The sequence below is a fragment of the Ruegeria sp. CH5 genome (assembly GCF_056537025.1).
Genome location: NZ_JBQFQT010000002.1, coordinates 71,375 through 92,757, shown reverse-complemented (window position 1 = coordinate 92,757; position 21,383 = coordinate 71,375). Strand labels below are relative to the sequence as shown.

The 21,383-nt window shown below is 63.2% G+C and carries 20 protein-coding genes; 4 read left to right on the top strand and 16 right to left on the bottom strand.

Going from position 1 to position 21,383, the window contains the following annotated elements; all coding sequences use genetic code 11:
- The first annotated feature begins 12 nt into the window (after positions 1-12).
- Positions 13-1,254, top strand: a complete 1,242-nt coding sequence (locus ACR0JC_RS07795; RefSeq protein ID WP_170340256.1) for a dipeptidase — start codon at positions 13-15, stop codon at positions 1,252-1,254.
- On the opposite strand, the gene ACR0JC_RS07790 is transcribed toward ACR0JC_RS07795, so the two are convergent.
- The 11 genes from ACR0JC_RS07790 to ACR0JC_RS07740 form a co-directional block, all read right to left on the bottom strand.
- Positions 1,251-2,363, bottom strand: coding sequence for an alpha-hydroxy acid oxidase (locus tag ACR0JC_RS07790; protein WP_170340254.1), 1,113 nt, complete (start codon positions 2,361-2,363; stop codon positions 1,251-1,253). The two genes, ACR0JC_RS07795 and ACR0JC_RS07790, sit on opposite strands and share 4 nt — an antisense overlap.
- A complete protein-coding gene (gene comE / locus ACR0JC_RS07785; protein WP_170340252.1) occupies positions 2,363-2,917 on the bottom strand; it encodes a sulfopyruvate decarboxylase subunit beta in 555 nt (184 codons plus the stop codon). Before comE ends, ACR0JC_RS07790 begins: the two co-directional genes overlap by 1 nt.
- Positions 2,914-3,420: a sulfopyruvate decarboxylase subunit alpha gene (gene comD / locus ACR0JC_RS07780; RefSeq protein WP_170339639.1), complete on the bottom strand. Its 507-nt coding sequence runs from the start codon at positions 3,418-3,420 to the stop codon at positions 2,914-2,916. Before comD ends, comE begins: the two co-directional genes overlap by 4 nt.
- 49 nt (positions 3,421-3,469) lie before the next feature.
- On the bottom strand, positions 3,470-3,880 hold the full coding sequence (locus ACR0JC_RS07775) for a universal stress protein (protein WP_170340249.1): 411 nt from the start codon (positions 3,878-3,880) through the stop codon (positions 3,470-3,472).
- Positions 3,881-3,902: 22 nt separating this feature from the next.
- Complete coding sequence (locus ACR0JC_RS07770; protein ID WP_170340247.1) at positions 3,903-4,883, bottom strand: zinc-dependent alcohol dehydrogenase; 981 nt, start codon at positions 4,881-4,883, stop codon at positions 3,903-3,905.
- Positions 4,880-5,641 carry an SDR family NAD(P)-dependent oxidoreductase gene (locus ACR0JC_RS07765; protein ID WP_170340245.1) on the bottom strand — a complete coding sequence of 254 codons (762 nt, stop codon included), beginning with the start codon at positions 5,639-5,641 and terminating at the stop codon, positions 4,880-4,882. The genes ACR0JC_RS07770 and ACR0JC_RS07765 overlap by 4 nt, the downstream gene beginning before the upstream one ends.
- A complete protein-coding gene (hisD, locus tag ACR0JC_RS07760) occupies positions 5,634-6,941 on the bottom strand; it encodes a histidinol dehydrogenase (protein WP_170340243.1) in 1,308 nt (435 codons plus the stop codon). The genes ACR0JC_RS07765 and hisD overlap by 8 nt, the downstream gene beginning before the upstream one ends.
- 12 nt (positions 6,942-6,953) lie before the next feature.
- Positions 6,954-8,282 carry a TRAP transporter large permease gene (locus tag ACR0JC_RS07755; protein ID WP_170340241.1) on the bottom strand — a complete coding sequence of 443 codons (1,329 nt, stop codon included), beginning with the start codon at positions 8,280-8,282 and terminating at the stop codon, positions 6,954-6,956.
- 11 nt (positions 8,283-8,293) lie between these two features.
- On the bottom strand, positions 8,294-8,806 hold the full coding sequence (locus tag ACR0JC_RS07750; RefSeq protein ID WP_093964490.1) for a TRAP transporter small permease: 513 nt from the start codon (positions 8,804-8,806) through the stop codon (positions 8,294-8,296).
- Positions 8,807-8,904: 98 nt separating this feature from the next.
- Positions 8,905-10,050: a TRAP transporter substrate-binding protein gene (locus ACR0JC_RS07745; RefSeq protein ID WP_170340240.1), complete on the bottom strand. Its 1,146-nt coding sequence runs from the start codon at positions 10,048-10,050 to the stop codon at positions 8,905-8,907.
- Positions 10,051-10,074: 24 nt separating this feature from the next.
- Positions 10,075-10,257 (bottom strand): hypothetical protein, encoded by a 183-nt coding sequence (locus tag ACR0JC_RS07740; RefSeq protein WP_170340238.1) that lies wholly within the window; start codon positions 10,255-10,257, stop codon positions 10,075-10,077.
- Between the two features lie 135 nt (positions 10,258-10,392).
- On the opposite strand from ACR0JC_RS07740, the gene ACR0JC_RS07735 reads away from it, so the two are divergent.
- Entirely contained in the window at positions 10,393-11,418 is a 1,026-nt protein-coding gene (locus tag ACR0JC_RS07735; protein ID WP_170340236.1) for a LacI family DNA-binding transcriptional regulator, read from the top strand.
- A 14-nt stretch (positions 11,419-11,432) separates the two neighbouring features.
- Here ACR0JC_RS07735 and ACR0JC_RS07730 read toward each other — a convergent pair whose 3' ends face one another.
- A complete protein-coding gene (locus tag ACR0JC_RS07730) occupies positions 11,433-12,404 on the bottom strand; it encodes a LysR family transcriptional regulator (protein WP_170339623.1) in 972 nt (323 codons plus the stop codon).
- A gap of 90 nt (positions 12,405-12,494) precedes the next feature.
- Entirely contained in the window at positions 12,495-14,930 is a 2,436-nt protein-coding gene (locus ACR0JC_RS07725) for a GcvT family protein (protein ID WP_170340234.1), read from the bottom strand.
- A gap of 185 nt (positions 14,931-15,115) precedes the next feature.
- Here ACR0JC_RS07725 and ACR0JC_RS07720 point away from each other — a divergent pair, with 185 nt between their 5' ends.
- Both ACR0JC_RS07720 and ACR0JC_RS07715 read left to right on the top strand, forming a co-directional pair.
- Positions 15,116-16,633, top strand: coding sequence for a trimethylamine methyltransferase family protein (locus tag ACR0JC_RS07720; protein WP_170340232.1), 1,518 nt, complete (start codon positions 15,116-15,118; stop codon positions 16,631-16,633).
- An 83-nt stretch (positions 16,634-16,716) separates the two neighbouring features.
- Entirely contained in the window at positions 16,717-17,685 is a 969-nt protein-coding gene (locus tag ACR0JC_RS07715) for an agmatinase (protein WP_093964484.1), read from the top strand.
- On the opposite strand, the gene ACR0JC_RS07710 is transcribed toward ACR0JC_RS07715, so the two are convergent.
- The 3 genes from ACR0JC_RS07710 to ACR0JC_RS07700 form a co-directional block, all read right to left on the bottom strand.
- Entirely contained in the window at positions 17,682-18,662 is a 981-nt protein-coding gene (locus tag ACR0JC_RS07710; RefSeq protein WP_170340231.1) for an arginase family protein, read from the bottom strand. The two genes, ACR0JC_RS07715 and ACR0JC_RS07710, sit on opposite strands and share 4 nt — an antisense overlap.
- 62 nt (positions 18,663-18,724) lie before the next feature.
- Positions 18,725-20,314 (bottom strand): ABC transporter permease, encoded by a 1,590-nt coding sequence (locus tag ACR0JC_RS07705; RefSeq protein WP_170340229.1) that lies wholly within the window; start codon positions 20,312-20,314, stop codon positions 18,725-18,727.
- Entirely contained in the window at positions 20,307-21,344 is a 1,038-nt protein-coding gene (locus ACR0JC_RS07700; protein WP_170339611.1) for a quaternary amine ABC transporter ATP-binding protein, read from the bottom strand. Before ACR0JC_RS07700 ends, ACR0JC_RS07705 begins: the two co-directional genes overlap by 8 nt.
- Positions 21,345-21,383 lie beyond the last annotated feature (39 nt).

Here is a 21,383-nt window from a genome sequence, read left to right as displayed (position 1 = left end):
GAAGGACACTCGATGAAGCCACTGATGACTGCAGCCGCAATTGTCCTGGCAATCGCCGCCCCCCTTCACGCCAGCGAAGAAAGCAAGACCTGGGACGCATCGGACGAAGCCAGGCAGTTCGTGCAGGACACGATCGTACTGGGCATGCTGGCCAGCCCCTACGGAACCGGCTGGACCGAAGACGAGCAACTGAACACCTACTTCCAACGCGCCCGGGACAACGGCATCACCGGCCATGAAATGACATTGGCCGCCGCTGACATGTCGTTCGATGTGTTGCTTGAACAGCACTATCATTTCCGCGCAGCCATGGCGCAGCAGCCCGAGAATTATCTGATCGTGAATGAAACACGCGATATCGAGGCCGCGCATGCTCAGGGCAAGACGGCTGTGATCTGGAACAGCCAAACGGCAACGGTTCTGAATGGCGACCTCAAGAAGATGGCCTTGCTCAAGGACATGGGCATCAAAAGCATGATCCTGGCCTACAACGACATTTTCCGAACCGGATCAGGGCAGTTGGCAGCTTACAACGGACGGGACATCGGTCTGACCCCATGGGGCAAATCCGTGATCGATGAGATGGTGCGTTTTGGTATCCTGCTGGACCTTAGCCACACCGGGTCGAAAACGGCCAACGACGCGATGGACTACATGGACGAGAACTATCCCGGCGTGCCCTATGTTTACACCCACTCGGTTCCGGCGGGGCTCTACGCGAATGAGCCCAACGCCACGACCAAGGGCTGTTACCGAGCCATCCCGGACGACGAGGCACTGCGAGCAGCCAAGTCCGGAGGATACATATCGCCCACATTCACAGAATGGATGATGGACGGGGTATGGCCCGAAGACATCTCACCCAAGCAAGCCGCCGATATGATCGACTATTATGTCCAACTCGTCGGCGTCGACCATGTCGGGATTGCGACGGACGATATGTTTTCAACCGAACTTGTCGTTCAGTTCGCGACCGCGAATGCCAGCATGTATGACGACGGCGGCTACATGATTGATGCGTTCAACAAAGGCGCAACCGGAAATGGTGAATTGGCCAAGATCCTTGCCGCAATAACCGACGATCTGTGGGCGCGCGGCTATTCAAACGAGGACCTCGCCAAAATCTACGGCGGCAACAAAATGCGCGTCTATGCCCAGGTCTGGGAGGGCAAGCCGCCCGAACGGTTTTTGCAGGAATACCCAGAACGCCTGCGGATGAGGCAGGAGTTCCAGAACCTGTTCCACTCGCGCTAGTCCCCGTTCGGTCGTTGAATCTCCGACAAGGTGCTGACACCGATCTGGGCCATGGCGATGTCCATCTCCTCGGACAGCACCTCCCACAACCGGTGTAAACCGGCCTCGCCGCCCGCCGCGACGGCGAATTGCAGGATCCGCCCGAAGAACAGGAAATCGGCACCGGCCATCAGCGCCTTGAGCGCATCTTCGCCGGATCGCAGGCCGCTGTCGTAGAACAGCGGATAGTCGTCGCCGACCGCCGCCCGGATCTGCGGCAGGACCGAGATCGGCGCGGGCGCGCTCTCCAACTGGCGGGCGCCGTGGCTCGAGACCTGGATGGCGTCGACTCCGGCAGCCTTCAGTGCAACCGCGTCTTCGACGTGCAGCACGCCCTTGACCACCAGCTTGCCCGGCCACCGGTCGCGCAACCTTGCCAGCGTGTCCCAATCGGCCATTGCACGGCTTTCGGTGCGGTCGAACGCGAACCCCTCCATCAGGAAATTCGCCATCTGCGGTTTGCCCTTCAGCAAGGTCGAGATCGACCAGCGCGGGTGCAGCGCGAAATCCAGAAACTGCCACGGCCCGACCCGGAACGGCATACGGAAGCCGTGGCGCAGTTCGCGCGGGCGGCGGCCGACTTCGGGCACGTCAACCGTCAGGATCAGAGTCTTGTAGCCCGCGGCCTTTGCCCGATCGACCAGCTTGAACGTACCGCCGCCATCGCCGCTGAAATACAGCTGAAACCAGGCATGGCCCCGGGCCTCTTCGATCAGCGCCTCCATCGGTGTCGAGGCCACCGTGGAAACGCCCAGCGGCACCCCGTATTGCGCCGCCAGCCGCGCCAGCATCAGGTCAGCGCCCGGAGCGGACAGGTTGCACATGCCCATCGGCGCGATACCAAAGGGCCTGTCGGCTGGTTGCCCGAATACGCGGGTTGCCAGTGACCGGGTACTGACATCGCGCAGGATCCGGGGGCGGAGGGTCATCGCGTCCAGCGCCGCGCGGGTGCGCCGGGCCCCGGCCTCGGACCCGGCGGCCCCGTCGATATAGTCGAACACCATCCACGGCAGACGCCGCCGGGCCAGCCGGCGGGCGTCTTCGGCGCTGTGGATGGCGCTTGCGCCCATCAGGCCTGAACGGCCTTCATGAAGCGGTCGCGGATGACGACCGGGTCCATCGTGATCGGCGGCATCTTGGCGTTTCCGCTTTCACATTTGCTGACGATGATGGTCATCTGGCGGGCGTCCAGCGCCTCTTGCAGCACGCGGCCGGTCTCTTCGGCCTGGCATTCGATCACGCGCTCGCAGCCCGCCGCCTCGGCCATCTTGGCCAGCGAGGTCTTCTGCCCCGCATAGGTCGGCTGATCTCCGGTCGAGCCGTACGAGCCGTTGTCGATGATCAGCAGGATGTAGTTGTCGGCCACGTTGTTGGCGATGGTCGGCAGCGTCCCCAGATTGGTAAGGATCGAGCCATCGCCGTCGATGACGATCACCGGTTTTGGCTGGGCCAGCGCCAGACCCAGACCGATGCTCGAGGCCAGCCCCATCGTGCCCAGCATGTAGAAATTGGTGGGCTGATCGTCGATGGCATGCAGTTCCTGGCTGGGGATGCCGATATTGCACACGACCAGTTGGTCGCGCAGGGTCGGGGCGATTTCCTTCAGGATTTCAGAACGGATCATTGGTCGCCATAGCCTCCCCAGAAATTGGCGTCGGTCAGGATCGCGACGGGCTTGTTGCACATGAAGGTGTATTTCAGGATCGCGTCCAGTTCGGCCACGTCTTCCTGATGATGGAAATGGTAGGTCGGAATGTGCATCTGCGCCAGTAGGGCCTTGGTGTGAACGGCCATCTCGACCTGGCAGGCGATGGGCTCGCGCAGTTCGCCCCGGTACGAGATCAGCATCGGCAGCGGCATCCGGTAATACTGAATCAGCGTCGCCAGCGTGTTGATCGTGACCCCGATCGCGGTGTTCTGCATGATGATCGCGGGGCGCTTGCCGCCCATCCAGGCCCCGGCGCACAGGCCCATGCCTTCGTCCTCTTTGTTCGAGGGGATGTGGTAGATGGAGTCGTGGGCGTCGATCTCGGCGATGACGCCGGCCAATTGCTTGCACGGCACCGTGGTGACGAACGAGATGTCGTTGGCCACCAGATCTTCGGTGATCTTCTTGTCTATGTTCATGTCGAAACTTCTGTTCCTGGGTTGGGGCGCCGAGGGCGCGATGGACGGGTCAGGCCCTGCGGTGGACGTGGACGGCACATTTTGCATGCCGCACCACGCGCGACGCGGTGGAGCCAAGGAAATAATCAGTCAGTCCGGGACGGTGCGAGCCAATGACCACGCAATCGAACCCGTGGTCGTTGGCATAGTCGATGATCGTGCGCGCGGTGTGGCCTTTGACCAGTTCGGGCTTTACGTCCGTAAGGCCTTCCAGCTTGTTCATCAGGACTTCGCGGGCGCGGGCAAAGCCATCGGCCACGGCATCCTTATCCAGATAGACGCTGACCGAGCCCTGCGGCATCTCATAGACATGCAGCGCCACGATCTCGGCGGATCCGCCGCCCAAGGCGCGGGCAATCTCGAGCGTTTGTGGCGAAATGCCGTGGTCAAGCGCCATGGGGACAAGAATTTTCTTATACATGGTTACCTCCAGTTCCGGGCAGTCAGGCCCACGGGGACAGCACGATTTTCGGAACCGCGACCTCACCCGAGCGTAACTGGGCAAAGGCCCGGGCGCCATCGGCCAGATCGCGTTCTTCGATCCAGTCCAGAGGGCCCAGAGCGCCGTCAAAGATGGCCTGCGCAGTCTGACGGAAATCCTGCGCGGTATAGGTGTAGGTTCCGATGAAGGTGATCTCTTGCAGGGTCATGCGTCGCACGTCCAACCCGCCGGCGTCCTCGCCCAGGCCCACATGCGCGATCACTCCGCCGGGTTGGGCCCGTTCCGAGGCAACCACACGGGTGGCGGCAAAACCCACGGCGTCGACCACGATCGGAAATTCGCCTTGCGCTTCGGGTGCGACCTTGGCGCAATCCAGCCTTTGCAGGAACTTACGCCGCAGGTCGTTGGGTTCGACGATGGTCACATCCACGACATCCATCGCCCGCAGCGCCAGCGCCGCCGCAAGGCCAATCGCCCCACCCCCGATCACCAGCGCACGACGCTCCATCGCCGGGTGCAGCGCCTCGAGCGCAAGGCGCGCGGCATGCCAGCTGACGGCCAGCGGCTCGGCCAAGGCGGCTTTGGCGAAGGGCACGTGATCCGGCACCTCGACCAAATTATCCCAGGGCATCGAAACATATTGAGCAAAGGCGCCTTCACGCGGGGGCATCGAGATGATCTGACGGTCGGGGCACAGGTTTTCCCGCCCCGCTTGGCAGGCCGGGCACTGCCCGCAATTTACAAGCGGATTGATCGTGACCCGCGTTCCGTCTTTGGGGCCGCCGATCACTGTGCCCGCCGCCTCGTGACCCAGGATCAAGGGCGCCGGGCGGCGCGCATCATGGCCCAAGTAGGCATGCATGTCGGACCCGCAGATCCCAGCGGCCTCGACCCGGATCAGGTGCTCGCCCGGTTGCGGCGCGGCGTCCGGTACGTCGCGATAGACCAGCTGTTCGACACCTTCATAAACCAGAGCTTTCATTTCGCCGTGAACCCCCCGTCAACCATCAGGATCTGCCCGGTGACATAGTCGGATGCCTGCGAGCACAGAAAAAGGATCGGCCCGTCGATGTCTTCCATACGGCCATTGCGACCGATGCATGTCTGCGCCGCGTTGCGGGCCGCGCGGGCGGGGTCATCGAACACCGCCTGTGTCAGCTCGGTCGGAAAGAAGCCCGGGCCGATGGCGTTGGCGGTGATCCCGTGGGACGACCAGGCCTCAGCCATGGCGCGGGTCAGCTGTGCGATCCCGCCCTTGCTGGCGCCATAGGCGATCCCGCCGGGAAAGGCCCGCGTCGTCTGCAGCGAGGCGAAATTCACGATCCGACCCCAACCGCGCGCCTTCATCGCAGGCACCATGGCCTGGCTGAGGAAGAACGGCGCGCCGAGGTTCAGGCCCAGCGTCGCGTCCCAGCCTTCGGGCGTGACGTCATCGGCGGCCTGTCGCGTGTTCACCCCGGCGGCATGAACCACGATATCCGGCGCGTCGAACGGGGCCGAGATTTGTTTGACCAGCCTTGGCAGGCCGTCCCGGTCGGCCACGTCACCTGCGACCACCGCAGCGTTTAAACCGATCTCGGCCTGCAACTCGGCCAGTGCCTCGGCCCGGCGGGCAACGCCTACCACCTTCGCGCCTGCAGCCGCCAGCACCTGCGCAACGCGCCGGCCCAGCCCCGAACTGGCGCCCGTTACGCAGGCCACCCGGCCTGTCAAATCGAACAGGTCGCGGGGGTCATTCATCTGCGGTCAGGTCAAAGTTCTCGTCCGGGAAATACTTGGCCAGACGCACATCGGCAGCGCGGGCGTGGCCCTCCATCCCTTCCAGGCGCGAAATCCGCGCGGTCGCCTCGGCGATGGGTTTCGAACCCTCGCGCGTGGCCCGCTGCCAGGTGACGATCTTCATGTATTTGTGCACGCTCAGCCCGCCGGTATAGCTGGCCGCGCCCGAGGTGGGCAGGACGTGGTTCGTACCGGTGGCCTTGTCGCCATAGGACACGGTCGTTTCTTCGCCCAGAAACAACGAGCCATAACAGGTCAGCCGCTCCAGCCACCAATCCAGATCCGCGGCCTGCACGGTCAGATGCTCGGGGGCGTAGTCGTCGGAACACGCGGCCATCTCTTCGCGGTCCGCGCACAGGATCACTTCAGCATAGTCGCGCCAGGCGGCGGCGGCGTTGTCGCGGTTCAGTTCGGGCAGATCGGCGATCAGGGTCGGGACCATCTCCATCACCCGGGTCGCCAGATCGCGGTCATCGGTCACCAGCCAGACGGGCGAGTTGTAGCCATGCTCGGCCTGACTGACCAGGTCGGTGGCCACGACGAAGGGGTCGGCCGTGGCATCCGCCAGGATCAGGCTATCGGTCGGACCCGCGATCATGTCGATGCCGACCTTGCCGTACAGAATGCGCTTGGCCTCGGCCACGAACTGGTTACCCGGCCCCACAAGGATGTTGGCGCGCGGCAGCCCGAACAAGCCATAGGTCATGGCGGCCACGCCTTGCACGCCCCCCATGGCCAGGATGCTGTCGGCGCCGCTGATATGGGCGGCGTAGACGATCGCCGGGGCCACGCCCTCGCCTGGGCGGGGCGGCGAACAGGCGGTGATGTGACGGCACCCCGCCACTTTTGCGGTGGTCACGGTCATGATGGCACTGGCGATGTGGCTATACCGCCCGCCGGGCACATAGCAGCCCGCCGCATCGACCGGGATGGCTTTTTGCCCCGCGATGAAGCCCGGCACGATTTCCAGCTGCACATCCGACACGGTGGCCTTCTGCGCCTCGGCAAAGCGGCGCACGTTGTCCTGGGCAAAACGGATGTCGGCCTTGAGCTTTTCCGGCACCCGGGCGCAGGCGGCGTCGATTTCCGCGGGGGTCATCAGCACGTTGCCCTCGAACTTGTCGAACTTGGCCGCGTATTCCATCGCCTTGGCGTCTCCGCCGGCCTCGATGTCGGCCAGGATGGTCTTGACCGTGTCATGCACCTCGGACGCGTGGGATTGTGCGGTCAGGGTGGCCTTCTTGAGGTATTCACGCGGCATGTTCAGAAGATCCTATTGGTAGATTTCAGGAAGCAAAGTGGTCGACAGCGCCGGAACGTAGGCGATCAGGATGACGACGATCAGCATGGTCAGCACGAAGGGCACGGCGCGGGCTGCGATCTTGAGGATGGATTCACCCGTGATCCCCGATACCACGAACAGGTTCAGCCCCAGTGGCGGCGTGATGAAGCCAACGCCCAGCGCGGTGATCATCATGATACAGAACTGGATCTCGTTCATGCCGATATTGTCCGCCAGCGGTTTCAGGATCGGGGCCAGGATGACGATATTCGGTGTCGTCTCCATGACGCAACCGGCCGCGATCAGAATGCCGATCATCAGCAGGATCAGCAGGAACGGATCCTCGGTCAGCGAGGTCACCGAGGCCACGAAGCCCTGCGGCACGCCCATGATCGCCAGCGCCTCGGCCAGCGGGGCCGAGAAGGCGATGATCGGCAGGATAACCCCGTTCACCTTGGCCGAGCTGACCAGCATCGACGGGAAGTCCGCCAGCGTCAGCGTGCGCAGGATGAACCCCATGATGATGGTGACGACGACGGCGGTCGCGCCGGCCTCGGTCGGGGTCAGGCGACCCGAAAAGATGCCATAGAAGATGATGCCCGGCACGATGAAGGCGTACCAGCCCGACTTCAGCGCCTTGCCCAGGTTGGCCAGCCATTCGCCCATGGTCATCATCCCGCCGCCCTCGTAGGCGTAGAGACGGTTCATGATGATATTGGTCACGAGGATCGAGATCAGGATCGCCAACCCCGGGATCAGAGCAGCCAGAAACAGGGTCGAGGCCGAGATACCCAGCACGAGCCCGATGATGATATAGGCAATCGAGGGCGGGATCAGGATGCCGGTACAGGCCCCCGCCGCCACCAGCGCACATGCATAGGGTCGCGGATAGCCGCTTTCGACCAGTCGGTTGATCGTCATCCGACCCACCGCCGCCGCCCCCGCCGCGTCAGAGCCGGAAATGGCCGCGAACATGCCGCAGACCAGAACCGTGGCCGAGCCGAACCCGCCCTTGGCGAAACAGGTCAGCGCCTCGGCCACGTCCAGAAACTTGCGCGACAACCCGGTGCGCACCAGCACGTCGCCGGTCAGGATGAACAGCGGCACCGCGGTCAGGGCAAAGGCGTCGATGCCGGTGAACAGGCTTTCGCCCACAAGGCTCAGCGGCAGATCGCCCGACATGATCAGCATCACGATCGCAGCCGAGCCGATCGCGGCCCAGACCGGAACCGCCAGCGCGATCAGGCCGACGAACAGGATCACGGGTAGGTAGAAATCCCAGCCCAGTTCGACCGTTTGATTGAGAGAACTCCAAAGCATCCGGTTTCTCCTCAGTCAAACAGCTTGTCGCCTTCGAAGACGGGCGTGCCGTCACGAAGACTTTTGATGTCATTCATCAACGATTGGATCAGGCGCCAGATCATCAGAGCAAAGCCCGTGGGCACCGCCATCAGGAACCACACCTTCGAGACCCGCAACCCGTCAGTGACCGAACCGAACTTGGCCGAGACATGCACCGCCTCGTAGGACCAGTAGAGCGCGATGACCGCCACCGCGAACATCACCAGATCACCGAAGATATACAGCACCGCCTTGGGCCGGGGGCCGAGGTAATGCATGATCACGTCGATCCGGATATGGGCGCGTTCCTTGACCGCCGCCGCTGCGCCGATCCAGGCCAGATAGATGAAGGAATAGCGGACGATCTCCTCGCCCCAGATCGAGGAATAGGCGAAGATCTCGCGCCGCAGCACCTCGATTGCCATCGTGATGACGAGCATCACGTAGAACACCAGAAGCAGCCAGCGTTCGGCATTGCGGTCTATGGTTTTGAGTAAGGACATCGCTTCCCTCGGCAAGGCTGGGGGGATGGGCCTGAAAGCTCAGGCCCTGCAGGTCTGACGAAAAGGCGGGCGCGCGTCCGGCGCCCGCCCGGTTCGCATCAGGCGTCGTGGACGTAGTATTTGCCTTGGGTACCGGCCGCCTCGACCAGCTTTTCGAAGGCATCCATCGACCCGGCCAGCTCGGTCTTGAAGGGGTCCCACTCCGAGCGCTGATAACCGCCGGCCTCCTGCCACTCGGCCAGTTGGTCGTCGGTCAACGAGTGGAACTCGACTCCGGCCTTGTTCAGCTCGGCCATGGCATAGGCGCGGGCCGAGGGGACCTTGGCAAGGTTCTGGTGGCTGGTCATCTCCGAGCCCCACATGATGCCCTCTTGCACGTCGGCCGGCATCGAGTTGAACCATTCCAGATTGCAGGAATAGACTTGGCTGTCCGGCACCGCCTGGGTGAAGGTGACGTGAGACAGAATATCCTTGAACCCAAACACATAGAGCGCACCGACCGACGGGTCGAGCGCATCCGCCACGCCCTGCTTGATGGCCGAGGGGGTCTCACCCCAGGCAACGGGCGTCGGGTTGGCGCCGGCCATGCGGTAGTATTGCTGCAGCATCTTGGACCCGGGCACGCGGAACTTCACACCGCTCATGTCCGATGGGGTAATGATGGCATTTCCGCCCTGGCGCACGGCCACGACGCGCGGGTCGATCACGACATAGAACAGCGCCTTGAAGCCTGCGGCCTCGACCTTGGGGTGCACTTCGTTCTTCCAGGTGTCGGAATGCACCAGGTTGGTGAACCGCTGGTTCGAGCCGCACAGATACGGCATGTTGATCAGGTCCACGGTCGAAGCGAAGGGTGCGAAGTTCGACAGCGAATGCTGCGCGGCCTGGATGGTTCCACCCTGCACCTTCTGCACCAATGCGCCGCCCGCGCCCAGCTGCCCGCCCGGGGCCAGCTTGACATAGACCTTGCCGTTGGTTGCGTTCTGGATGTTCTCCTTCAGGTCCAGCTGCATGATCGGATAGCTGCGCGAGGCGCCCAGCACATAAGCCGTAGCGACCGTCATCACATGCTCGGCGGCTTGTTCGCGTTCCTTTTCCTCCTTCGCGGTCTGCGCCGCGGCCTCGGATGACCACAACACGCCGCTTGCGCCCGCCACTAGCGCGGCCGTGAACGCGCCGCTGGCACTGAGTTTCAGGAAATTGCGGCGTTCAGCTGACGCCAGTTCCATTTGATCTTTGTTCATTGATTGCCCTCCCATTGGAAAAATTCAGCCGCCGCTCTCCTCGCGTGCGGCCTCTTTTTTCAGAATTGCGACAACGAACAGGATCGACGCCGCGAACAGAACCAGCATCTCACCCACGTCCCCAAGAAACGCGCGGCCTGCGAACGCACCCAGCGCCACGTTCGCGAAATAGACGACGAAGACGATGGCGGATGCGGCAAGAAACATGTTCGGGACTCCGGGTAGAATCGGCACTGAAGCCATTTGTAAGCGCTTACATGGAAAATGCAAGCGCTTACATTTCAACTTTCATTGCCAACCCGATCCGGTTAGAATTGGACAGAGCAAAGATTAGGTTTGGAAATGTCGAAGCTGAAGCCCGCCCCGACACTGGATGACGTTGCCAGAAAGGCGGGCGTTTCCACGGCTACGGTCTCGCGCTGCATCAATACGCCGGATCGGGTTGTAGAAGCGACCCGCGAACGCGTGCAGTCGGCGATCGAGGCGCTGGGCTATACACCGAATTTCGCGGCTCGGGTCATGGCGGCCAAACGCACGTTTACCATCGGCGCGATCATCCCGACGATGGAGAACGCCATCTTTGCGCGCGGCTTGCAGGCCTTTCAGGAAGAGCTGCACCAACATGGATATACGCTGCTGGTATCCAGTTCGGCCTACAAACCGGCCACCGAAGAAGAGCAGATCCGAACTCTGGTCGCCCGCGGCGCCGATGGCCTGCTGCTGATCGGACACGACCGGGCGTCGCGCATCTACGAATTTCTTGAACACCGGGAAATTCCGGCGCTGGTCGCGTGGTCATTTTCCCCGGACGGGCGTTTGCCCTCCATCGGTTTCGACAACCGGGCGGCCATGTACGAGTTGGCGAAAAGGGTCATCGACCTCGGGCACAGACGGCTTGCGGTGATATCGGGCATCACCCACGGCAACGACCGCGCGCGCCTTCGATTGGACGGGGTGCGCGACGCAGTTCGGCAGCACGGGCTTGACCAGCAGATGCTTCAGGTCATCGAGACTCCGTACGAGATCGAAAACGGCGCAGAAGCCTTCGCGCGCCTCATGTCGCAGGACGCGCCGCCGACGGCTGTCATGTGCGGCAACGATGTGTTGGCCGCTGGCGCCTTGCTCAGGGCTCAGGACATGGGGCTGAAAGTGCCGCAGGATGTCTCGATCACCGGGTTCGATGACATCGAACTGGCCCGGATCCTGCGCCCGGCGCTGACGACCGTGCACGTGCCGCATCGGGAAATGGGTAGAAAAGCCGCCAAGGCATTGATCGAAATGGTAGAAAAAAGGGCCCCGGCGGCCGGTGAACACTTGTTCACGCATATCGTCGAACGACAGTCCTTGGGTCCTGCCAACTCGGGGTGATCCGCGTGACGGGGTCAGGCGGCCTGATCTTCCATCGTCCGGAAATCACCCTTCAGCCACAAATGCCGCTTGCACATCGGTTCGGTAAAATACTGCCGGATCAAGCTGCTGAGGGCCTTGTGGATCAGTTTAGAAGTAGTGTCCGGATAAACCTCGGTCGTGAACAGAGAAACGATCCTGACAAAGTTCCGACCCGGAAAAGGCGTTGCCCGCACCGAGTCATGATAGCGATGCGCCCGATGGAAACACCCGGCCGTGGTGATCGCCCATCCGCTGCCTTCGGCCACCAACCCCATGATCGACTGGTTGCATTCCAGTTCGAACCGGTTGGGCAGGTTGTACTTGTTGCGCGTGAGCTGGATCTCGATCTGCTTGCCGATCGTGTAGTCTCGCGAATACCGCAGCAGCGGCAGGTCAGAATGGGGCGAGAACAGGTCCTGCACCTCGCCTTTGAACTTTTCGGGCACGATCACGATGAACGGATCTCGCATCAAAGGATATTCGATCAGGCCCTGTGTGCCGCCGGGCGGTCGGGTCGCCACGCCCGCGTCCAGCTTGTGCTCCTGCAATTTCTCGATGATCTCGTGGCTGGGCCGTGTGAAATGCCGGAAATTGCAGCGCGGCAGCGCATGGGCCAGGAACCGGATCAGTTCAGGCGCGATCTGGTTGTCGAAATCATCCACCAGGGCCAGCCGCAGATCGGTGGCGTGGCGCCAGTTGCCAGACCGGATCTCGGCCTCGCCCCGCTTCAACACGGTCAGGCCATCGCGTACATAGCGCGAAAATACCTCGCCAGCCGGTGTCAGGCTCATCGGACGACGGCCGTGATCCACAAGTGCGATGCCAAGGGCGTCTTCCAGGCTGCGAAGATGGTTGGAAACGGTGCTGATCGACAAACCCGTTTCCGAGGCCACCTGCTGAATCGAACCGGACTTGGCGATCAGGCGGAACACTTCCAACCAGCGCAGGCTCAGTGTTTTGGACACGGGGCAAAACCCTCCCGCAATTTCGATTTCATCGAAACTAGCGAAACAGAGTTTTTGCTTTCGGGCAATGGTGAATGTTGGTCACACCCATTAGCTGCGCATGCGGGTGAACTCGGGATCGTAGGGGCAGGCAGGGATCACCCGCGCCGGAACCCTGTCACCACACAGGTCCAGCATCATCTCGCTGCCCTCGGCTGACAGGTGCGGCTCGACAAAGGCATGCGCCAGGTTCAGCCCGGTGCGATGCCCCCACTCGCCTGAGGTCACCGTTCCCACCACCCGATCCCCGACCATCAGTGACGCACCGGGTTGCGCGGGCGCGTGCGTGGCCTGCACTTGCAGGGCAACCAGCTTGCGCGACGGCCCATTGGCTTGCCGTTCGATCAGCGCCGCGCGCCCGATGAACTCCGGCTTGTCCAGCCTAACAAAGCGGCCCAACCCAGTTTCGAACGGGTCATATTCGGTGATCAGGTCGGCCTTCCAATGCAGGAAGGTCTTCTCCATCCGCATCGACTCGATCGCCCGCGCGCCGAACAATTGTAGGCTAAAGGCCTGTCCGGCCTGTCGCAGCGCAAGATAGGCCGCATAAAGCGAGGCGTTGGGCACATGGATCTCATAGGCCAGTTCGCCCGAGAAACTGACACCCATCACGGTGGCGGGCGCGATGCCGACAAAGCACTCGCGCACGCTGAGCCACGGGAAGGCGTCCCGCGACCAATCCCCGCGCGAACAGGCCGACAGCACGTCACGCGCCCGTGGCCCGGCCAGAACCAGGATGGTCTGGTCGTTGGTCAGGCTACGCAACTGCACGTCCTCGTCGGGGGCGATGTGCCGGGACAGCCAATCCATGTCATGCAGTTCGGCCGCTGCGGCCGAGCCGTACCAAACCCGATCCGGCCCCCGGTCACTGGCGGGCAGATTTGCGATGGTCGCCTCGGCCTTGACCATGCCCTGATGGTTCAGCAGATAGGCCAACCCCACCCGCCCCGGGCGACGGGGCAGCGCGCCGCAGATCATCCGGTCGAGGAACGCATGCCGGTCGGTACCGGTGATCTCGATCCGGTTGAACCCGTTCACCTCGGCCAGCCCGGCATTCTGCTGCACATTGGCAACCTCGGCGGCGATCACGTCGAATGTTTCGTCAAAATCGAAACTGAGTGTCGGCGTGAAATCGGGCGCGGGCTTGATGTACTCGACCCGCTCCCAGCCATTCACCACGGTAAATTCCGCGCCCTCGGCGGCCAAAACCGGGGTCAGCGGCGTTGTCTTGGCGGGCCGCCCGGCGGGGCGGTGTTCGTGCGGAAAGTGAAAGCGGAACTCGTTCTGGTAATCCTCGATCGCCTTCAGCGCGGTCAGCTCGACATTGGCATGCCCGGCGAACCGGCGCGGGTCGAGGCACCAGGTGTCATAGCAGGCCTCCCCATGCACGATCTGCTGGGCCAGAAGCCAGCCGTGACCGCCCCCCTCACCCAGCCCGGCCCGCAGGCCGATGATGCAGAATGCGTTGCGCTTGCCGGGGATCGGCCCGACCAGGGGTGCACCATCGATCGTGTAGGTGATAGGGCCGTTGACGACCGTGTGGATCCCGGCCTCCATCAGCGCGGGCATGCGGGCAAAGGCGCCTTCCAGCACATCGGTCACCCGGTCCAGATCGTCCGGGCACAGCGCGTTGACGAAATTCGGGTCGATCCCGTCCATGCCCCAGGTCTTGCAGTCCTGCTCGTAGAAACCCAACAGCAGCCCGTTCTTTTCCTGCCGGCAGTAGTAATCGCTGATCGGGCAGCGCAGCAGCGGCATGCGGTGGCCGGCATCGCGGATCGCGGGGATTTCCTCGGTCAGGAAATACTGGTGCTCCATCGAGGCCACGGGATGGTGCACGCCCATCATCGCGCCCACCTCGTTCACACGGTAACCGCAGGCGTTCACCACGATGTCACAGTCGATGTCGCCGTGCTCGGTATGAACGGTCCAGGTGTCGTCCCTGTGCTGGGTCAGGGCCGTGACCGGCGTGTTGCGATAGACTTCGGCCCCGGCCTTACGCGCCCGCCGCGCCAGCGCCTGACACAGCTGGGCGGGGTCGATGTCTCCGTCCAGCGGATCCCACAACCCGCCCAGCAGGTTCTCGGTGGAAATCAGCGGGTGGCGGCGGGCGCATTCCTGCGCGTCGATCACCTCGAAATGCACGTCCATCCCTCGCGCCATCGACGCGAAATGGCGATAGCCCTGCATCTGCGCTTCGGTATTGGCCAACCGGATGCCGCCGTCGCCATGATGGTAGTTGATCGGATAGTCCGGGTCCTCGGCCAGTTCCTTATACAGGCGGATCGAATGCGACTTGAGCCCCACCATCGTCTGGTTCATTCCGAAATTCGTCACCTGCGCGGCCGAATGCCATGTGGTGCCGGATGTCAGCTCGTTGCGCTCTACCAGAACCACGTCGCTCCAGCCTTCCTGCGTCAGGTGATACAGGGTTGAACAACCGGCTATTCCGCCGCCGATCACCACGACCTTGGTGCGCGATTTCATGGGTGTGCTCCTTCTGACGTTCCCCGAACCCTGCCGAACGGCGCAGCGGGCGGGCAATGGCGCAGTGGCCGGTCCCGAAAAATCGAAACGGGAATTGAGATTTCTCAAAACGGCATTTCCGCTTTGGCTGCACCCCGCGTTGCCGCATACCCTGCAGGACAGGATCGGATCAGGAGCCTTCGGAGATGCCAGAACAGGGCAAACGCGGCGGGCGGCGGGCCAGGCTGGCGCAACGGGCGGCCAAACCGGCATTTGACCCCTGCCCGCCCGGCCAGATCGGCGGGCAGTACAAACCCCTGACCTTGCCCGAGATCGCGGCAATCCACGACACCGCCGTGCGCCTACTGGAAACGCTGGGCATGGGTGAAGTGCCCGACCGCTTGGCACAGGACCTGATCGCCGCTGGCGCGCGGCCCGGCCCGCCGGGACGGCTGGTCTTTCCACGAGCGATGGTCGAAGGCGCGGTCCGGCGGGCCGCCAAGCGGTTTACCCTGCACGGGCGCGACCCGGCCCGGTCGATCGGGGTGGGCGGCGACCGCGTGCATTTCGGCACCGGCGGAGCGGCGGTCCAGACGCTGGACCTGGACAGCGGGCTCTATCGCCCGTCGACCCTGGCCGATCTGCATGATTTCACCCGCCTTCAGGACACGCTGGCCAATGTCAGCTGGTTCACCCGATGCTGCGTCGCCACCGACGTGCCGGACAATTTCGATCTGGACGTGAATACCGCCTATGCGCTGATCCGAAATACCACCAAACCGGTGGCGACCTCGTTCACGTTGGCCGAACATGTCGCGCCCATCGTGCGGATGCTGGACATCGCCGCCGGAGGCCAGGGCGCCTTTTCGGAACGCCCGTTCCTGAAGGCGCATATCAGCCCGGTGATCTCACCCTTGCGGTACGGCGAAGATGCGGTGGACGTGGTCTATGAATGCATCGCGCACAACATCCCCATGTCCTGCATCACAGCAGCCCAGGCCGGGGCAACCGCGCCCGCCACCATGGCCGGGTTTCTGGCCCAGTCACTGGCCGAAACCCTGGCCAGCCTGGTCATGGTCAACGCGATCCGGCCGGGCTTTCCCATGGTGTTTTCCAACTGGCCCTTCATCATCGATTTGCGCACCGGCGCGTTTTCGGGCGGCAGTGGCGAAACCGCCGTGCTGAACGCGGCCTCGGCCCAGATCACCAACTGGCTAGGGCTGCCCTCGGGCGTGGCCTGTTCGATGACCGATGCCAAGGCCATCGACGCGCAATACGGCGCCGAAAAAGGCATCACCTCGCTGGCCGCCGCGCTGGCCGGGGGCAACCTGATCTATGAAAGCTCGGGCATGACGGCCTCGCTGCTGGGGGTCAGCTTCGAGGGGTTCGTGCTGGATGACGAAATGCACTCGCACACCTATCGCGCCCTGCGCGGGATCGAGGTGACCGAAGAAAACCTGGGCTTTGACACGATCTGCCAATCAGTTCTGGGCGAGGGCCATTTCCTGGGCAGCGCCCACACCCATGCGGCGATGGAGCGTGACTATTTCTACCCCGCCCTTGCCGACCGGGCCGAGCCGCGCAGCTGGCAGGACAGCGGCGCCCGCGATGCCTGGTCCACCGCCCGCGACCGCGCGCGTGAAATCCTGCGCACGCATCACCCGCAATACCTCAGCCCCGAACAGGAGGCCGAGATCCGCGCCATTTTCCGGATTCTGTCCTGATCCGACGTTGCTGTGTCGCGGACTGGGTGTTTTTGACGCGGGCTTGGCGCTAGGCTCGGGCAAATGACGACACAGGGGGCCTCATGGCAAATGCGTTCTTTCAACCCGTCTCGGCGATGGAGCTGGCGCGCTTTGCCGGTGTCCCTACCTTCATGCGTCTGCCGGCCCTGACCGCGGACGACGACCGGATGGATCTGGTCGAGCTTGGGCTGGTCGGCATCCCCTGGGACGGGGGCACCACCAACCGGCCCGGCGCGCGGCACGGGCCGCGGCAGTTGCGCGACCAGTCCACCATGATCCGCGCCATGAACCCGGTGACCGGGGTTGCCCCGTTCGAACTGGTCAACTGTGCCGACCTGGGTGACGTGCCGCCCAACCCGGTGGATATCGAGGATACGCTGGACCGCGTCACCCGCTTCTACACTGACCTGATGCTGCGCGGCATCGTGCCCCTGACGGCGGGCGGCGATCACCTGACCACCCTGCCCGTCCTGCGGGCGCTGGCCAGCGACGGCCCGCTGGGGCTGATCCAGTTCGACAGCCATACCGACCTGTTCGACAGCTATTTCGGCGGGCACAAATACACCCACGGCACCCCGTTCCGCCGCGCGGTCGAGGAAGGATTGGTCGATCCCGAACGCTTCGTGCAGGTGGGCATTCGCGGCACGGCCTACAACACCGAGGATATCGAATGGGGCGAGGCGCAAGGCATCCGCATCATCCGCATCGAAGAGCTGTTTGACCGCGGCATCGACGATGTCATGGCCGAGGTCCGCTCCATCGTCGGCGACGCGCCCTGCTATTGTACCTATGACATCGATTTCGTGGACCCGACCCACGCCCCCGGCACCGGAACGCCCGAGATCGGCGGCCCCAACAGCTTTCAGGCTCAGCAGGTCATCCGCAAGCTGGAAGGGTTGAACCTTGTGGGCGCGGATCTGGTCGAGGTCTCGCCGCCGTTTGACCCGGCGGGCGGCACCGCATGGCTGGGCATTTCGCTGATGTTCGAACTGCTGTGCGTGCTGGCGCAGGCGATCGACGCGCGGCGCTAGGCCCGCGCGACGTTCTCGGCGATCATCGAGATCATCTCGAACATGACCGCCGCCGCCGTCAGCGCGGTGATGTTGTTGGGGCTGTCCTTGGTCGGCATCATGCAGACCACATCGCCGCCGACGATGTTCAGCCCCCGCGCGGCATGCAGGATGCCCACGGCCTCGTCGACGTCAAAACCCTTTTCGCCGGGTTCCAGGTTCGACACGCCCGGCGCGATGGTCGGATCAAGGCAGTCGAGATCGAAGGTGATGTAGACCGGCCGGTCGCCCAGAACCTCGCGCGTTTGGGCCACCACATCGGCCAGGCCACGCTGGCGGAACTCGCGCATGGTGACGATGTTGTACCCATAGTCATAAGAAGGCTGCAGCCAGTCGAGGCTGCGCGGATGCCCCCGCAACCCGATCTGCATCGACCGGGTCGGGTCCACCTGCCCCTGATCGGCCAAGTAAGCCCCCCAATGCGCGGCGGACTTCTTGGCCCCCAGGAAATGATCGACCTTGGTGAACACATCCGTATGCGCATCCAGATGCAGAAAGCTGACCGGTTGCCCGCCCGCCAGTTCGCCTCGGCCCAGCGCCTGCACGATCCCGCCCGTGATCGAGTGATCGCCGCCCACCGAAACGGGCCGCGCACCGGCGGCGTCGATGTCACGGTAGAAGGCGGTTATACGCTCGATGCAATCCTCGTTGTCGTTGGCGCGCGGGAACGGCACGTCGCCAACATCGGCAATGCGCGCGCTCGACCACGGATCGATCTGGAACAGCGAATGCACCCGGCGCTGCACGGCGGAGACATGACGCAGCGCACGCGGGCCCAGATGCTGGTCGCGCTCGGTGGTGCCGTTGCCGGCGGAATGCGGCACGCCCACAAGGGCGATATCCTGATCCTGCGGCCCCACATGGGGGCACCGGAACAGGGTCGGCACGCCCCACCAGTACAGGTTGTCCATCATGGATTGTTCGTAGCGGTCCGCCATCGTGTCTCCCCGCCCTGAAGTGAAACCGCCCCAATTGGTGTTCCAGAGGGGCGGCTGTCGCGTCAGATCTTTTCGTCTTCGCGTCGGAAGGCGCCCTGAACGATGCGATCCATGACCATGGCCAGGAACAGGATCGCAAAGCCACCCAGCAGGCCCGGCCCCTTGGCCGCGTATTGCAGCGCCTCAAGGATTTCCTTGCCCAGCCCCCCGCCGCCGATCAGCGAGATGATCACGACCATCGACAGACACATCAGGATGGTCTGGTTCACGCCGGTCATGATCGACGGCAGCGCCAGCGGGATTTCCACGTCCTTCAGCAACTGCCATTTCGAGGCGCCAAAGGCCACGGCGGCCTCTTTGATGCTTTCCGGCACCCCGCGCATGCCCAGCGCCGTCAGGCGGATCACCGGCGGCATGCCGAAGATGATCGTAGCAAGGATGCCCGGCGGGTTGCCGGTGCCAAAGAAGGCGATGATCGGGATCAGGTAGACGAAGGCCGGCAGGGTTTGCATCAGGTCCAGCACAGGCTCGGCCGCGCGATAGGCGCGTTTGGATTTGCCGAACCAGATGCCCAGCGGAATGCCGAAGGTGACGCACAGCAGCACGGCCGCGCCCACCAAAGCCACCGTCTCCATCGCCACGTCCCAATAGCCCAGCAGCGCGATATAGGCCAACGACGCGGCGGTGAAGATCGCCACGCGCGGACCCGCCGCGCGCCACGCGGTCACGCAGATCACCAGCATGACCACCGGCCAGGGCGACCCGATCAGGGCCACGGTCAGCCCGTCCAGAACCGAGCGCACACCGGCAACAATCCCGTCGAAAATGTCTCCGCCCGCGGCGGCTGCGGCGTCGATCCGGGCCTCCATCCAACTGGCCACGACCGAGAACAGTGTTCCCTGATCAGGCCCGAGTATCATCTCGGAGACTTGTTTCTCGGGGAAGGCATCCAGCAGCGGAAGCGAGGCATTCACCGTAAATTTGTAAACGATCAGCGGTCCGATCGCAGCGATCAGAACTGCCCCCAGAACCGTGTTCCGAGTCGAGCGGCCGCTTTCGGTGTTGTCGGGGTTGATCCGCCAGTTCGAGTACTGTTTTTCGTACACCCGGTCAGCGTAGAACCCCTGAACCAGCTTGAAAACCAGCAGCATCAGAAGCCCGGTGACCATGATCCCCAGGGCTTCGGACTGTGCCAGCTGCGCTTTCTCAAGGCTGCTGTCAGCCGCTTTCTGGATATTCGCGGCCAGTTTGTTGAACCGGTCTATGTCTGTCTTCTCGGTTGCATCCGCCGCGCGGGCCAGCAGCTCATTTGCGCGTTCCTGCTGACGGGCCGCGCGTTCGGCCAGATCGGCCCCCGGGTTACCCCAGGCACCGCGACCGATCTGCACCCAGGCGATGATCTCAAGGATCAGGAAGGTCCAGAACATTCCCCAGATCGCCCGCGAGGCGGACCAGAACGGCCCCAGCACCGCCGCCCACAGGTTGAACGTATTCGGGATCGGACTGGTCGCGTCGTGGATCTTGTGAAAGGCGTTGACATAATAGTCACCGTTGGGGCCGGCGAATTCATGGATCGACCGATCCAGCGCCTCGCGGTCCACCTCGATGTCGGAGGCGGCCGTGACTTTCAATTCCGTGGTTGCATCAGTCATTTTTGCCCCCCTGAATTCCGCGCAACAGGCGTGGTTTGGTCACGACGCCGACATCCTGACCGCCATCGGTGATCACCACCGGAAGCTCGGTGTTCACGGCCAGGTCGATCAGCTGGTCGAGGTCTGCGCCCTCATCGGCACGCGGCGCGCCATCCAGCGGGCCGGAATAACTGTCCAGCGGCTCCATGATCGAATGCGCCTTGACCAGTTTGAGTTTGGATATGCCCTGCACGAACTCGCGCACGTAGTCGTCGGCCGGGTTCATCACGATGTCCTCGGGCGTGCCGATCTGGACGATCACACCGTCCTTCATGATGGCGATGCGGTGGCCGATGCGAATGGCCTCGTCCAGGTCATGTGTGATGAACAGCGTAGTTTTTTTCAGCTGCGCAACCAGCGCCTTGAACTGATCCTGCAATTGCAGCCGGATCAGCGGGTCCAGTGCCGAGAATGGTTCATCCATCAACAGGATTTCCGGGTCCGAGGCCAGCGCGCGCGCAATGCCCACGCGCTGCTGCATCCCGCCGGACAGTTCCTTGGGCAGCCGGTCCTCGTAGCCGGTCAGGTCCACCAGTCCCAGCGCGTGATCGGACACCGCCCAGCGCTTGGATTTCGAGACTTTGCGGATCTCAAGCGGATAGGCCACGTTGTCGCGCACCGAGCGGTGCGGCATCAGCGCCATGTGCTGGAACACCATCCCGATCTGCTGGGCGCGAATGCGACGCAGCTCGGACTCGGAGATCTTGGACACGTCCTGCCCCATGATCTCGATCTTTCCGGCCGTGGGCTCGATCAGGCGATTGACATGGCGCACAAGGGTCGACTTGCCGGAACCCGACAGGCCCATGATGCAAAAAATCTCGCCGCGCGGCACTTCGAATGTGGCGCCTTGAACGCCGACCACGCAATTGAATCTTTCAAGAACTTCAGGTTTTCCAATACCTTCATTCCGGACCGCAGCCATGGCTTCTTCGGCCCGTGCGCCGAAAATTTTCCAGACATTTTCTAGTTTTACGACAGGTTCGTCCATTTGCCCCTCATCTACGGGGTTGCATCCCGGCAAACAGGC